Origin of the sequence: Amycolatopsis alkalitolerans (assembly GCF_006152065.1) — a bacterium.
In the GTDB taxonomy this organism is placed as follows: Bacteria; Actinomycetota; Actinomycetes; order Mycobacteriales; family Pseudonocardiaceae; genus Amycolatopsis_E; species Amycolatopsis_E alkalitolerans.
Map to the genome: position 1 here is coordinate 16642 of NZ_VDFW01000007.1, position 13599 is coordinate 30240.

The window sequence follows — 13599 nt, forward strand, 5'->3', positions numbered from 1 at the left end:
CTAGAATAGATTGTCAACATTTTTGTTGACAACATTTGGGAGGCGTCATGGACAAGGTCAAGAACTCGCCCGCCGAAGCGGTGCGCGACATCCCCCACGGCGCGAGCATCGCGATCGCCGGGTTCGGGGTGGCGCACCGGTTTCCCTCGAGCCTCATCGTGGCGTTGCACGAGCAGGGCACGCCGGGACTGACGGTCTACTGCAACGGCCTTGGCCAGCCGGGCGCGCCGACCGCGCACCTGCTCGCCGAGAACAAGCAGATCTCCCGGCTGGTCACGTGCTTTTCGGCGCGCCCGGGTATCGTCTCCGAGGCCGAGCGCCAGATCCGGGCGGGCACGATGGAACTGGAGATGGTCCCGCAGGGCACCCTGGTCGAACGGATGCGCGCCGGTGCCGCGGGCATCCCCGCGTTCTACACCCCGGCGGGCGCCGGTACCGGGATCGCCGAGGGGAAGGACGTGCGGCATTTCGACGGCAAGCCGTACCTCCTCGAACACGCCATCAGGCCGGACGTCGCGTTCGTGCGCGGGCACCGGGCCGACGAGTCCGGCAACGTCCAGTTCCGCGGCGGCAGCCGCAATTTCAACGTGAGCTTCGCGAAGGCGGCCGCGCTCACCATCGCCGAGGTCGACGAAATCGTGCCGGTGGGCGAGATCCCGCCCGAGCACGTCGACCTGCCGGCCGTGTTCGTCACCAGGGTCGTGCGCAGCACCGTGCAGATGGACGTGCGGAACCTGCCCATGCGGCCCAGCCGGTCCGCCGACAGCGCGCGCGAGTACGGCGGCAAGCCGGGCCTCACCCGCGCAGAGATGGCACGCCGGACCGCGGCGCTGCTGCCCGACGGAGCGGTCGTCAACCTCGGCGCCGGGATGCCCACCCTCGTTTCCGATTTCGTCGGCGACCGCGCGGTCACCCTGCACAGCGAGAACGGGATCCTCAACTACGGCCCGATCATCCGCGACGACTCGTTCGACCCGGACGTCCACGACGCGGGCGGCTACTTCGTCGGCCTCCGCCCCGGAGCATCCTTTTTCGACAGTGTCACCTCGTTCGAGATCGCCCGCTCCGGGCGGCTGGACGCGGTCGTGCTCGGGGCCTACCAGGTGTCCGCGCGCGGTGACCTCGCCAACTGGACGCTGCCGGCGATGACCGGCGGCGGGATCGGCGGCGCGATGGATCTGGCCGTCGGCGCGAAGAAGGTCATCGCGCTGCTGGAGCACACGGGTTCGAACGGGCAGGCGAAGCTCGTGGAACAGTGCGAGTTCGAGCTCACCGCACCGTCCTGTGTGGACATCATCGTGACCGATCTCGCCGTGCTCACCAGGACCCCGGAAGGGTTCCGGCTCGACGAGGTCGCCCGCGGGTTCACCGCCGGGGAGGTCCGCGACCTCACCGCGATGCCGCTGACGGTCGCCGAGAAGGTCGGCACGATGCAGGACCGGTGGTGAGCCCAGTGGCCCGGACGCCGCGCCGGGCCACCACCGCACCGTCACGGCTCGTGGACGACGACACCGCGGATGATCCGGCCCTCGTCGAGGTCGGCGTACCCGTCGTTGATCTCGTCCAGGGTGTACCGGCGGGTGATCAGTTCGTCGAGTTTGAGCCGGCCTTCGCGATAGAGACCGAGCAGCCGGGGGATGTCGTAGAGCGGGTTGCACATGCCGAACACATGGCCCTGCACGTTCCGCTGGTAGCCCACCAGCATCCCGTTCGCGGCGAGCTGGACCTGGACGTCGGTGCTGCGGCCGACGGAGGTGACGGTGACCTGGGAGCCCTTGCCGACGATCGCAGTCGCCTGCGACACGACGTCCGCGGTGAGCACGCCGACCGTGCAGATCGCGTGGTCGGCCAGCTGCCCGCGGGTGAGATCCACGACCGCTTCCCGTGCCTCGCCGGCCTCGGCGAACACGTGCGTCGCGCCGAAGTCCTTCGCCTTGTCCCGTTTGAACGGAACCGGGTCGACCACGACGATATGCCGGGCACCCGCGTAGACCGCGCCCTGGATCGCGTTCGAGCCGACCCCGCCGGCGCCGAAGACGACCACGGTGTCACCGGCGCGCACGCCCGCGGCGTACACCGAGGAACCCCAGCCGGTCGGCACGCCGCAGCCGGTGAGCGCGGCGACGTCGAACGGGATGTCGTCGTCGATCTTGACGCAGGAGGCCTGCGAGACCACCGCGCGCTGCGAAAAGGTGCCGAGCATGCAGAACCCGCCGAGGTCCTCCCCGGCGTCGTCGTGGAAGCGGAAGGTGCCGTCCGAGAGCATGCCGGTGGCCATCTCCGCGCCCTGGTCGCACAGGTTCTGGTGCCCGGTCGAGCAGTAGCGGCAGGTTCCGCACGCCGGGATGAACGAGCACACCACGTGATCGCCGGGCCGGACCCGGGTCACCCCTTCGCCGACCGCCTCGACGACACCGGCACCTTCGTGCCCGCCCACGATGGGCAGCCGGCACAGACTGTCACCGGTGCGCAGATGTTCGTCCGAATGACACATCCCCGATACCGCGAACTTGATCCGTACTTCGCCGGTCTTAGGTTCGTCGAGCTCCAGTTCGGTGAGCTCCCAGGGCTTCCCGGGTTCGCGGATGACAGCTGCTCGAGTTCGCATATCTGTCAAACTACGGAACGGCCCGAGTCCCGAGCGATGGACGAATGTTGCCCGGGAATACGTCATGCGTCGCTCCCCGGAAAACGGGATCGATGCTATCCATGAGCTATGTCAGTCGAAACCCGGCACCACACACTGGATCGTGGCCGGTCCGCGCCGCCGGACGAACTGCGCAGGCGGGCGGACTGGATACGGCTGAAGACCGTCGAACTCATCGATCAGGCCGGGCTCGGCCACTACTCGAGCACGTTCTCCTGCGCCGAAATCTTCGCCACCCTGTATTACCACGCATTGCGGTTGCGCCCGGGCGAACCGGAATGGCCCGACCGCGACCGGTTCCTGCTCGGAAAGGGGCATGTCGCCACCGGATTGTGGCCCGTGCTGGCCGATCTCGGCTATTTTCCGGAGGAATGGCTCGGCCGGTTCGGGAAGGTCGGCTCCCCGCTCAACGACCACCCGAACATGCGGCTGGCACCGGGTATCGACTTCAGTTCCGGCGCGCTGGGGCACAACATGTCCGTCGCGACCGGGATCGCGCTGGCCGGGCGCATGTCCGGGCACGACTACCGCACGTTCGTCGTGACCGGCGACGGTGAGCTGCAGGAGGGCCAGGTGTGGGAGGCGGTGATGGCCGCCAGCCACTACCGGCTCGGCAACCTGGTCGCGATCGTCGACGCCAACGGGTTCTCCGGTGCGGGGCCGACCTCCGACGCGATGAACATCGAACCGCTCGGCGAGCGGTTCTCCGCTTTCGGCTGGCACGTCGAGGAAATCGACGGGCACGACGTCGAGACCCTGTGCGCGACCTTCGACGCGCTGCCCGATCCCGGCAGTGCCAAGCCGGTCTGCGTCATCGCCCGCACGCGCAAGGGCAAGGGGGTGGCGATGATGGAGCAGGCCCCGCAGGCCTGGCATCTCGGGCTCCTGGAGCCCGACCAGCGGGACGCCGTGCTCCTCGAGATCAAGGGAAGGCTCTGATACCCACGATGTCCACGCCGAAGATGGTCGACGTCTTCACCGACGCCGAGATCGACACCGCGCTCGCGACCAACCCGGCCGGCTACGCGATCGCCGCCATGGCCGACGAAGATCCGAGGATCCTGACCATGAGCGCGGATCTGGGGGCGACGCTGGCGGACTTCCGCGAGAAGTACCCGGATCGCTACCTCGAGTTCGGCATCGCGGAGACGAACTCGATCTCGGTCGCCGCCGGGCTCGCGACCTGCGGGTACGTGCCCTACATCTACTCGATGTCACCGTTCGGGGTGCTCAAATGCGCCGAGCAGTTGCGCACCGACGTCGCCTACACGCACCTGCCGGTCCGGCTCGTCGGGCGGCTGACGGGGCTGGCCATGGGCTATTTCGGGACGAGCCACCACGCGGTCGAGGACATCGCGGTCGCCAGGGCGATCACCGGGATGACCGTGGTGACCCCGGCCGACTCGGGCGCGGTGCTGAGCCTGATGCGCTCGACGCGTGACGTGGCGGGCCCGGTGTACCTGCGGATCGCGGAAGGGGCCGAGCCGGTCTATGAAACCCCGCCGGACATCGAGTTCGGCCGGTGGCCGCATCTGCGTGACGGCAACGACGTGACGCTGATCGCGCACGGTCTGGGTACCGGGCTCGCCGTGCGGGCGGCGGCACGACTGGAGTCGCAGGGCATCGAGGCCGATGTGTACGACGCGGCGTACCTCAAGCCGTTCGACGAGGAGGCGATCGTCGAGTCGTTGACGCGGACCGGGCGGGTGCTGACGGTCGAGGACCACAGCGAGGTCGGCGGGCTCGGCGCCCTGGTCGCGGAGGTCTCCGGGCGGCGCAAGCTGGGCGCCGACCTGTCGCGCCTCGCCTTGCCGGACGTGGATCTCGAGGTCGGCGTCCCAGCGGAGCTGTACGAGTACTACGGCCTTACGGCCGACAACGTCGTCCGCCGCACCCTAGCCCTGATCGACGGCGACTAACCCCCCGGCGTGTTGGCCCCTTACGTCGGTGAGTTGGCCGTCCACGGCCAACTCGGCGACGGTGGCGGCCAACTCGCCGTGCGGGCCCTTCACTCGTAGTGGATCAGGCCGCGGATGTTGCGGTGGGAGCGCATGTCCTCATAGCCCTGGTTCACCTGGTCGAGGGTGTAGGTGCGGGTGACCAGATCGTCCAGCAGCAGGTCTCCCTGCTCGTAGAGCTCCAGGAGCCGCGGCACGTCCGCGCGCGGGTTCGCGTGGCCGAACAGGCACCCGACGACCCGCTTCTCCCACGCGGTCAGCTCGAACATGGGCAGTTCGATCTGCCGCGCGGTGACCGGCGCCAGCGAGGTCAGCGCGACCACGCCCAGCTTCCCCACCAGGGAGATCGCGTCGGCGATGATCGTCGGGGTCGCGGTGTCCACAGTGATCAGTGCCTTGTTCGCGAGGCGGCCGCGCGTCATGTCCGGCAGCACTTCGAGAGCGTCCTTTATGGACGCGAAGGTGTGCGTCGCGCCGAAGCGGCGCGCCTGCTCACGGTTGAACTCGGCCGGGTCGATCGCGATGATCTTCGTCGCACCGGCGATCCGCGCGCCCTGCACCGCGTTCGCCCCGACGCCGCCGATCCCGAGCACCACGACCACGTCTCCGGCCCGCACCTGCGCGCCGTAGACCGCCGTGCCCCAGCCGGTCGTCACGCCGCACCCGACGAGCGCGGCCTTGTCCAGCGGGATGTGGTCGGCGATGCGGATCACCGAACTCTGGCTGACCACCGTGTACGGCGAGAACGTGCCCAGCATGCACATCAGCCTCGCGTCGGAGCCGCGCACATGGTGGCGCGAGGTGCCGTCGCGCTGCAGCCCGACCGACAGCCCGGCGCCCTCGTCGCACAGGTTCTGGTGCCCCTCGGCGCACCACGTGCACTCACCGCACGCGGGGATGAAGCTCAGCACCACGTGATCGCCTTCGCGTACCTTCGTCACGTTCGGCCCGACGCGCTCGACCACGCCGGCGCCCTCGTGGCCGCCGATGCCCGGCAGGGCTTCCAGCGGCAGATCGCCGACCCGAACATGTTCGTCGGAATGGCACAACCCGGACGCGGCGAGCCGGACGAGCACCTCGCCGTCGCGCGGCTCGTCGAGCTCGAGCTCCTCGATCTGCCAGTCTTTGCCGTACTCCCATAGGACAGCAGCTGTGGTCTTCACGGCAGCAAGTATGGGGCGGCTCGTCCGCTTCGCCCGCGGCCGCTCGAAGAAATACGTCAAAGGACTCATGCCGCGTGGCCACCGCGGCGCGCCCGCCGTCCGCTCTTCGCGTCAGCGGAGTTCCCAACCGCGGCGCCGTCGTGTTTCGTGATCCGCATGAGCGTGCGTACCCTCACCGAGCCTGCCCGGAATACGCCGATCTACGGGGAATTCGACGTCGTCGTCGTGGGTGGGGGACCGGCCGGGCTGATGGCCGCCGCCGCGGCCGGGCGGGCCGGGCGCTCGGTCCTGCTGATCGAACGGTACGGGTTCCTCGGCGGCGCCGGCACGGCGGGCGGGCTCAGCACGTTCTGCGGTCTGCACGCGAAGGTCCACGGCGAGCATCGCCGGGTGATCCACGGGATCGCCGACGAACTGCTGGAACGGCTGGAAAAGCTCGACGCGCTCAACAAACCGCATCTGACGATCAACGACGGCATCCTCGCGCAGGCCTTCGACATCTCCAGCTACAAGATCGCCGCCGACGAGCTTCTGACCTCCTCAGGCGTGCGGATCCTGTTCCACGCCATGGCCGTCGGTGTCGTGATGGCCGACGAGGACACGATCGAAGCGGTGCTCATCGAGTCCAAGTCGGGCCGTGCCGCGGTGCGCGGGCGGATGTTCATCGACGGCTCGGGCGACGGCGATGTCGCCGCGTGGGCGGGCGCGCCCTTCGAAAAGTCGCCGCCGGTTGACGGGATGCTGTACCCGTCGCTGATGTTCCGGATCAACGGGGTGGACGTCGAGGCGGCGGGACCGGCGCCGTGGAAGACGGTCGAGCGGCTCATGAACGAGGCCGAGGCCGCGGGCACGCACCATTTCCCGCGCAAGAAGCCCATCGTGCGCCCGCAGCGCAACCCGCTGGAATGGCGCGCGAACCTCACCCAGCTGTCCACACCGGACGGTGGCGCGATCGACGGCACGGACGTCGACCAGCTCACGCGCGGTGAGCTGCAGGGCCGCGCGCAGGCGCTCGACGCGTTCGAGTTCATCCGCGACCGCACGCCGGGGTTCCGCGAGTCCTACATCGTCGACATCGCCCCGCAGATCGGCATCCGCGAGACGCGCCGGATCGTCGGGCGTTACCAGCTGTCCGAGGACGACGTGCTCGACTGCGCGGACTTCCCGGACGCGATCGGGGTCAACGGCTGGCCCATCGAGGCGCATGTCGCGGGCACGGTCGAGTTCCGCTGGCAGCGCGGCGAGAACCCGCGCGGCTTCAACCAGATGCCGTTCCGGATGATCGTACCCGACCGCGTCCGCAACCTCTACGTCGTGGGGCGGTGCGCGTCGATGACGCACGGCGGGCAGTCCTCGGCGCGGGTCACCGGTCCGTGCTTCGCCATGGGGGAGGCGGCAGGTACCGCGAGCGACCTCGCGCTGTCGCTGGACACCGTCTCCGGCGGGGACATCGACGTTTCCGCGCTGCAGCAACGACTCGAGCGCAACGGGGCGTATTTGGGAGGGCAGGTATGAGCGGGCTGCGCAGCAACTTCGAGCCGGGCACGACGCGGTGGGCGATGCGCCGCGCGCAGTGGACGGCGCTCGGGATCACCGGCGAGGACCTGGAGAAGCCGAAGATCGCGATCGTCAACTCGTCTTCGGGGCTCGCGAGCTGTTTCAGCCATCTCGACGGGATTGTGCCGCCGCTCTCCGACGCGATCCGCGCGGCGGGCGGGGTGCCGTTCGAGGTGCGGACCGCCGCGCCGAGCGACGCGATCACGAGCGCGGGCGCCGCGGGCCAGTACATCCTGCCGAGCCGCGACCTGATCGCGAACGACATCGAGGTCGCGGTCGAGGGTGCGCTGCTCGACGGCATGGTGTGTCTGTCCTCATGCGACAAGACGACGCCCGCGCACCTGATGGCCGCGGGGCGGCTCAACATCCCGGCGATCGTCGTCGGCTGTGGTTACCAGCCTTCGGGGCGCTACCGCGGTGAGCACGTCGATTTCGAAGACGTGTTCCTTTACGCCGGGCATGTCGCGACCGGCAAGATGACCGTCGAAGAGCTGGCGGAGATGAGCTCGTGCGCGATTTCCGGGCCGGGCGTGTGCGCCGGGATGGGCACCGCGAACTCGATGCACATCGCCGCGGAGGCACTCGGGATGGCGCTGCCGGGCAGCACTCCGGTGCTCGCGAACAGCCCGCGCATGTGGGAAACGGTGGCCGAGGCCGGAAAGCGCATTCTCGACCTGATCGCCGCGGATATCCGGCCGCGCGCGATCATGACGGACGGAGCGTTCCGCAACGCCGTGACCGCGGTACTCGCGATCAGCGGATCGGTCAACACGCTCAAGCATCTGCAGGCGGTCGCGGTCGAGGCGGGCTGCGACACCGACGTCTACGGGCTCTTCGAGCGGCTTGCGCCGGAGGTGCCATTGCTGACCGCGGTGAAACCAAACGGGGAACGGCGGATCGACGAGTTCGAGGCCGCCGGCGGGACCTCCGCTCTGTTGCGGCAGTTGCGCTCGTTGCTGGACCTGACGCGGCCCACGGTCGGCGGGCGGACGATCGCCGAAATCGCCGAAATCGCCGAAACCGCCGAGGTGCGCGACGAGGACATGATCCGGCCGGTGGATCGGCCGCTGGCGCGGCATCCGGGCATCGTGCTCGTCCGCGGCTCGCTCGCGCCGGAGGGCGGGATCGTCAAGCGGACGGTCGCCGACGACGCGATCCACCGGTTCTCCGGGCCCGCCAAGGTTTTCCGCTCTCGCGAGGAGGGGCTGGCCGGGATCCGCGCCGGTGAGGTCGAGCCGGGGCAGGTGCTCGTGCTGACCGGTCTGGGCCTGCGTGGCTCGCCCGGGATGGGTTTCACCTCGGCGTTCGTGTTCGCGCTCGACGGGGCCGGACTCGGCGACAAGGTCGCGGTGGTGACCGACGGGCAGATGTCCGGTCTGGTCAACAAGGGGCTGTCCGTGGCCGAGATCAGCCCGGAGGGCGCGCTCGGCGGCCCGCTCGGCCTGGTGCACGACGGCGACCGGATCAGCATCGACGTCGACGCCCGCACGATTGAACTGGAGGTGCCCGCCGAGGAGCTGGAGCGCCGCCGTGCCGGGCTCCCGCCCCTGCCGCCCGCACCCGGCTGCAGCTGGCTTTCCGTCTACGCCCGCTCCGTCCAGCCCCTCGGCCGCGGCGCCACCCTGGGCGGCTGACCCGCGTGTTTGCCCGCCCCGCGCGCGTGTTTGCTCCTCGCGCTGCCGTGTTTGCTCCTCGCGCTGCCGTGTTTGCCCTTCGCGTCGGTGCGTTTGCCCTTCGCGTCGGTGTGTTTGCCCCGTGCGCGGCCAACTCACCGGCGTGGGGCGCCAACTCACCGGCGTGGGGCGCCAACTCACCGGCGGGGGAGGCCAACTCACCGGCGGGGGAGGCCAACTCACCGGCGTGGGAGGCCAACACGCCGGAGGGCTGGGCCCCGCCACCTACTTCAACCCGAGCGCGCGGACCGCGTTGTCCTTGAGCAGGCCCGGTTTCACCTCTTCGCGGATGCCGGTCTTCTCCAGATCCGACAGCCAGCGTTCCGGGGTGAGCATCGGGAAATCGGTGCCGAACAGCACCTTCTCCTTCAGCAGCGTATTCGCGTACTGGACCAGGATCGGCGGGAAGTATTTCGGCGACCAGCCCGACAGGTCGATGTACACGAGCGGTTTGTGCAGGGCGACCGAAATGGCCTCCTCCTGCCACGGAAACGACGGGTGCGCCATGATGATGGTCAGGTCCGGGAAATCGACGGCGACGTCGTCGAGGTGAATGGGATTGGAGTAGCGCAGCCGCAGCCCGCCACCGCCGCGCGTGCCGGCGCCTGCCCCGGTCTGCCCGGTGTGGAACAGCGCCGGTAACCCGGCTTCCTGGATCACCTCGTAGAGCGGGTACGCGGCGCGGTCGTCAGGTTGGAACGCCTGCGCGCTCGGGTGGAACTTGAACCCGCGCACACCGTAATCCTCGATCAGTCGGCGTGCCTGCGCGACACCTTCCTTGCCGCGCGCGGGATCGATGCTGGCGAAGGGAATCAGCACATCGGAGTTCGCGTGCGCGCGCTCGGCGATCTCCTCGTTCGTCGGCTGGTCCGGGCGGTGCGGCGCACCGTCGACGTCGACGGTGAACGTCACGGCGGCCATGTCCTGCCCGCGGTAGAACTCCGCCAGCTCGTCGACCGTGTAGCTCTTCGCGTCGGCCTTGAAGTACTTCGCCATCGAGGCCATCGCTTCGTCGGACTCGTCCGGCGAAGCCGCCCGTACCGAGCGCTGCACGTGGGTGTGCACGTCGATCGCGCGGAGCGCGTCTACGTCCAATGTCGCATTCCGTCCGGGACTGTTCATGTACGTGCTCCGAATTCCTCGAGGAATACCTCGTCGCAGGATTTCACGCGACCGGAATCGTTGACAAGAAAGAAATCCGCTCGTTAGGCTCGATAATCATTTTCCTCACCGGACGAGCGGAGCCGGGGCCGATGAAAGCTGTGGTGTGCGCGGGGCGCGAAGCCGAACTCGCCGAGATCCCCGACCCCGCACCCGTTCCCGGCGAGGTGGTCGTCGAGGTCGACGCGTGCGGGCTGTGCGGTTCGGACGTGCACGCGCTGGCCGAGGGCAAGACCGCCGAAGGCCAGGTGCTCGGGCACGAGTTCGGCGGCCGGGTCGTCGAGCCCGCCGGGCCGTGGCGTGCCGGGGACGTCGTGGCGGTCAACCCGCTCGGTTCGTGCGGCCGGTGCCGCGAGTGCGCGAAGGGGCTGCATTTCCGTTGCGCGGCCAAGCCGAACGTGGGTATCACGGCGCCGGGCGCGTACGCGCAGTATGTGGCGGTCCCGCACGATCAGCTCGTCGCGTTGCCGGACGGGCTGCCCGCGGAACTGGGCGCGCACGCCGAACCGCTCGCCGTGGCCATCAACGCGGTCCGCCGCGCGGCGATCGATCCGGGCGACCCGGTGCTCGTCTACGGCGTGGGCTCGATCGGGCTCAACGCGATCATGGCGCTGCGGCTCGCGGGCGCCGGCGTGGTCGTCGCCGCCGGGCGGTCGCCGGGCCGGCGTGCCGCCGCCGCGAAGGTCGGCGCGGACGAGGTCCTCGACACCCGCGAGCTGACCGTGGCCGAGTACGCGCGGCGGACCGGCCGCCGGTTCGCGGCGGTGCTGGAATGCTCCGCCGCCCCCGGCGCGATCGCGGAATCGCTCGACGTGCTCGAGCCGGGCGGTACCTGTGTGGAGGTGGCACTGACCGATGAGATCGCCGGGGTGCCGCTGGGCCGGCTGGTCGCCGAAGGCTTGCAGGTCAACGGAAGTTGCGCGTTCCCGGCGGAGGTCTACGACGAGGCGGTCGGGCATATCGCCGCCGGCCGGGCGCCGGTGACCGACCTGATCAGCGAGCGCGTGAGCCTCGCCGCCACGCCCGACGCCCTAGTGCGGCTGCGGGCGCCGGGCGAACTCGTACGTGTGCTCGCGAAACCGAACGAAAGGGAGTTCTGATGCGGGAACTGGGCGGCAAGGTCGCCGTGATCACCGGCACGGGCAGCGGCATGGGCCGGGCCTTCGCGTACCGGTTCGCGGCCGAGGGCATGAAGGTCGTCGCCGCCGACATCGACGAAGCCGCGCTCGGCGAAACCGTAGCCGGGATCCGCGCGGCGGGCGGCGAAGCGGCCGGCGTGCCCACCGACGTGTCGGACCCGGCGGCGGTGCGGAGGCTGGCCGCCGAGGCGACGGCGAAGTACGGCCCGGTGCACCTGCTGTGCAACAACGCCGGGGTGGAGGGCTATCTCGACGGCGCGATCTGGGAGGCGGGCGACAAGGACTGGACCTGGACCGTCGACGTCAACTTCTGGAGCGTCGTGCACGGCGTCCGCACGTTCGTCCCGCTCATGCTCGAACACGGGGAAGACGCGCATGTCGTCAACACCGCGTCGATGACCGCGGTGATCACCCCGGGAAACATGTACGGCATCACCAAGCACGCGGTGCTGGCGCTCACCGAGGTGCTCGGCGCGGACCTCGCCGCGCGCCGCGCGAACATCGGCGTCACGGCGCTGTGCCCCGGCACGATCGCGACGAACCTGTTCCACGGCAGCCGCAACCGCCCCGCGCGGCTGCGCACCGAGACCGGGCAGTCGGCCACCGGGAAGGAGCTGCGGGAGCGTATGCACGCGACGCTGGCGGAAGGGATGTCGCCGGACGAGGTCGCGGCGAAGCTCGCGGACGCGGTGCGATCCGGCGCACCGTACCTGCTGACGGATCACGACTGGGACGAGCGGATCATCGCGCGCCACGAGGCCATCCTCGGCGGCGCGGTCGACGCGGTGGAGGTGGCGCGGTGAGGTTCGACGGGCGGGTTGCGGTCGTGACGGGTGCGGCGGCGGGCTTCGGCCTCGCGGTGTCGACGCGGCTGACGGCCGAGGGCGCGAAGGTCGTGATGGTGGACCGGGCGGCCGAGCAGCTGGAAAAGGCGGCGGCCGGGCTGGCCGGCGCGCTGCCGGTGGTCGCCGACGTCAGCGTCGAGTCCGAAGTGGACGGATACGTCGCGAAGGCGGTCGAAGCCCACGGGAAGATCGACCTGTTCTTCAACAACGCCGGGATCGAGGGCCGCATGGCGCCGATGACGGAGCTGGCGGTCGAGGATTTCGACCGGGTGTGGGCGGTCAACGCGCGCGGGGTGTTCATGGGCCTGCGGGCGGTGCTGAAGGTGATGAAGCAGCACAAGAGCGGCGCGATCGTCAACACCGCGTCGATGGCGGCCATCCGCGGCGCGGCGACCTTCTCCCCGTACGTGGCGGCGAAACACGCGGTCGCCGGGCTGACGAGGTGCGCGGCGCTGGAGGGCGCGCCGTTCGGCATCCGGGTCAACGCGGTCGCCCCCGGTCACATCGACACCCGGATGGCTCGGGACCTGACGGCCCAGATCAACCCCGACGACCCCGACGGGGTGTTCGAGCGCACTTCGGCGAGTGTCCCGCTCGGCCGTTACGGCACCGCGGAGGAGGTGGCGAACCTCGCCGTCTGGCTCCTGTCGGAGGAGGCCTCCTACGTTTCCGGCGCGACCCACCTCATCGACGGGGCGCTCAACGCCTGAGCGGTGACTCGAATTCGGCCAGCCCGCGCAGCACCTCGGCCTCGGCTTCGAGATGCTCGCGCATCGCGCGTTCGGCTCCCGCCGTGTCGCGGGAGCACACCGCGTCGATCACGCGGACCTGCTCGCCGGCGCCCCGCACCGCGCGGCCCGGCAGCAGCGCGATCTGGAACTGGTACCGCATGCTCTGGTAGCGCAGGCGTTCCAGGATCGCCGAGACCGTGCCGTGCCCGGCGATCTCGCGGATCCGCAGGTGCGCTTCCTGGCTCAGCCTGCCGTAGGAGACGACGTCGCCGCCTTCGGCCGCCTCGGTCAGCCGGCGTGCGACGAGGCGCAGCCCGCGGCGTTCCGGGGCCGTCGCGGCTGTCGCGGCCTTCGCCGCGCACAGGCCCTCGAGCATGGCCCTGACCTCGGTGATCTCGATCGCCTCGGTGAGCGGGACCGGCCGGACGTGGGCCCCTCGGTTGCGTTCACGCGTGACGAGACCTTCGTTCCCCAGCAACGTGATCGCCTCGCGAACGGTGCCGCGCGAGGCACCGTGCCGCCGCGCGAGTTCGGCCTCGACCAGCCGCTGCCCCGGCACGAGCGCACCCTGGAAGATCTCCGTCCGCAGGATACCGAGCAGGGCGTGTGCGGCGGACGATCCAGGAGCGACCATAATGTGATTGTGGGGCGGGAAATGCGGGCATTACGAGGCTGATCGCCCACACTTCGGCGGAATGCCCGGCGCGCCACGCGACATTTGTCGC

General features: G+C 69.9%; 12 protein-coding genes. 8 read left to right on the forward strand and 4 right to left on the reverse strand.

Annotated elements, in window-relative coordinates:
* The first annotated feature begins 47 nt into the window (after window positions 1-47).
* Complete coding sequence (locus FG385_RS35420; RefSeq protein ID WP_139096477.1) at window positions 48-1448, forward strand: 3-oxoacid CoA-transferase; 1401 nt, start codon at window positions 48-50, stop codon at window positions 1446-1448.
* A 41-nt stretch (window positions 1449-1489) separates the two neighbouring features.
* Here FG385_RS35420 and FG385_RS10520 read toward each other — a convergent pair whose 3' ends face one another.
* A complete protein-coding gene (locus FG385_RS10520) occupies window positions 1490-2608 on the reverse strand; it encodes an NDMA-dependent alcohol dehydrogenase (protein WP_139096478.1) in 1119 nt (372 codons plus the stop codon).
* A 108-nt stretch (window positions 2609-2716) separates the two neighbouring features.
* On the opposite strand from FG385_RS10520, the gene FG385_RS10525 reads away from it, so the two are divergent.
* Both FG385_RS10525 and FG385_RS10530 read left to right on the forward strand, forming a co-directional pair.
* Window positions 2717-3586 carry a transketolase gene (locus tag FG385_RS10525; RefSeq protein ID WP_139096479.1) on the forward strand — a complete coding sequence of 290 codons (870 nt, stop codon included), beginning with the start codon at window positions 2717-2719 and terminating at the stop codon, window positions 3584-3586.
* An 8-nt stretch (window positions 3587-3594) separates the two neighbouring features.
* On the forward strand, window positions 3595-4566 hold the full coding sequence (locus FG385_RS10530; protein ID WP_139096480.1) for a transketolase family protein: 972 nt from the start codon (window positions 3595-3597) through the stop codon (window positions 4564-4566).
* Between the two features lie 89 nt (window positions 4567-4655).
* Here the strand turns inward: FG385_RS10530 and FG385_RS10535 are convergent, their stop codons facing one another.
* Entirely contained in the window at window positions 4656-5768 is a 1113-nt protein-coding gene (locus FG385_RS10535; RefSeq protein ID WP_139096481.1) for an NDMA-dependent alcohol dehydrogenase, read from the reverse strand.
* A 156-nt stretch (window positions 5769-5924) separates the two neighbouring features.
* Here FG385_RS10535 and FG385_RS10540 point away from each other — a divergent pair, with 156 nt between their 5' ends.
* Complete coding sequence (locus tag FG385_RS10540; RefSeq protein ID WP_139096482.1) at window positions 5925-7283, forward strand: FAD-dependent oxidoreductase; 1359 nt, start codon at window positions 5925-5927, stop codon at window positions 7281-7283.
* On the forward strand, window positions 7280-8959 hold the full coding sequence (ilvD, locus tag FG385_RS10545) for a dihydroxy-acid dehydratase (protein ID WP_139096483.1): 1680 nt from the start codon (window positions 7280-7282) through the stop codon (window positions 8957-8959). The genes FG385_RS10540 and ilvD overlap by 4 nt, the downstream gene beginning before the upstream one ends.
* Window positions 8960-9223: 264 nt before the next feature.
* Here the strand turns inward: ilvD and FG385_RS10550 are convergent, their stop codons facing one another.
* Window positions 9224-10120: an amidohydrolase family protein gene (locus tag FG385_RS10550; protein ID WP_200834396.1), complete on the reverse strand. Its 897-nt coding sequence runs from the start codon at window positions 10118-10120 to the stop codon at window positions 9224-9226.
* 131 nt (window positions 10121-10251) lie between these two features.
* On the opposite strand from FG385_RS10550, the gene FG385_RS10555 reads away from it, so the two are divergent.
* The 3 genes from FG385_RS10555 to FG385_RS10565 are packed head-to-tail and all read left to right on the forward strand — an operon-like array spanning window position 10252 to window position 12853.
* Window positions 10252-11259, forward strand: a complete 1008-nt coding sequence (locus FG385_RS10555) for a zinc-dependent alcohol dehydrogenase (RefSeq protein ID WP_160148762.1) — start codon at window positions 10252-10254, stop codon at window positions 11257-11259.
* On the forward strand, window positions 11259-12101 hold the full coding sequence (locus FG385_RS10560) for an SDR family NAD(P)-dependent oxidoreductase (RefSeq protein WP_139096486.1): 843 nt from the start codon (window positions 11259-11261) through the stop codon (window positions 12099-12101). The genes FG385_RS10555 and FG385_RS10560 overlap by 1 nt, the downstream gene beginning before the upstream one ends.
* A complete protein-coding gene (locus FG385_RS10565) occupies window positions 12098-12853 on the forward strand; it encodes an SDR family NAD(P)-dependent oxidoreductase (RefSeq protein WP_160148763.1) in 756 nt (251 codons plus the stop codon). Before FG385_RS10560 ends, FG385_RS10565 begins: the two co-directional genes overlap by 4 nt.
* Here the strand turns inward: FG385_RS10565 and FG385_RS10570 are convergent.
* Complete coding sequence (locus tag FG385_RS10570) at window positions 12843-13508, reverse strand: GntR family transcriptional regulator (protein WP_139096488.1); 666 nt, start codon at window positions 13506-13508, stop codon at window positions 12843-12845. The genes FG385_RS10565 and FG385_RS10570 overlap by 11 nt on opposite strands.
* Window positions 13509-13599: the final 91 nt, after the last annotated feature.

What these genes read in the sequence shown, in the direction of transcription:
- FG385_RS10560 (WP_139096486.1), top strand. Translation starts at nt 11,259, where the DNA reads ATGCGGGAACTGGGCGGCAAGGTCGCCGTGATCACCGGCACGGGCAGC.
- FG385_RS10520 (WP_139096478.1), bottom strand. Translation starts at nt 2,608, where the DNA reads ATGCGAACTCGAGCAGCTGTCATCCGCGAACCCGGGAAGCCCTGGGAG.
- FG385_RS10570 (WP_139096488.1), bottom strand. Translation starts at nt 13,508, where the DNA reads ATGGTCGCTCCTGGATCGTCCGCCGCACACGCCCTGCTCGGTATCCTG.
- FG385_RS10555 (WP_160148762.1), top strand. Translation starts at nt 10,252, where the DNA reads ATGAAAGCTGTGGTGTGCGCGGGGCGCGAAGCCGAACTCGCCGAGATC.
- FG385_RS35420 (WP_139096477.1), top strand. Translation starts at nt 48, where the DNA reads ATGGACAAGGTCAAGAACTCGCCCGCCGAAGCGGTGCGCGACATCCCC.
- FG385_RS10540 (WP_139096482.1), top strand. Translation starts at nt 5,925, where the DNA reads ATGAGCGTGCGTACCCTCACCGAGCCTGCCCGGAATACGCCGATCTAC.
- FG385_RS10550 (WP_200834396.1), bottom strand. Translation starts at nt 10,120, where the DNA reads ATGAACAGTCCCGGACGGAATGCGACATTGGACGTAGACGCGCTCCGC.
- FG385_RS10530 (WP_139096480.1), top strand. Translation starts at nt 3,595, where the DNA reads ATGTCCACGCCGAAGATGGTCGACGTCTTCACCGACGCCGAGATCGAC.
- ilvD (WP_139096483.1), top strand. Translation starts at nt 7,280, where the DNA reads ATGAGCGGGCTGCGCAGCAACTTCGAGCCGGGCACGACGCGGTGGGCG.
- FG385_RS10525 (WP_139096479.1), top strand. Translation starts at nt 2,717, where the DNA reads ATGTCAGTCGAAACCCGGCACCACACACTGGATCGTGGCCGGTCCGCG.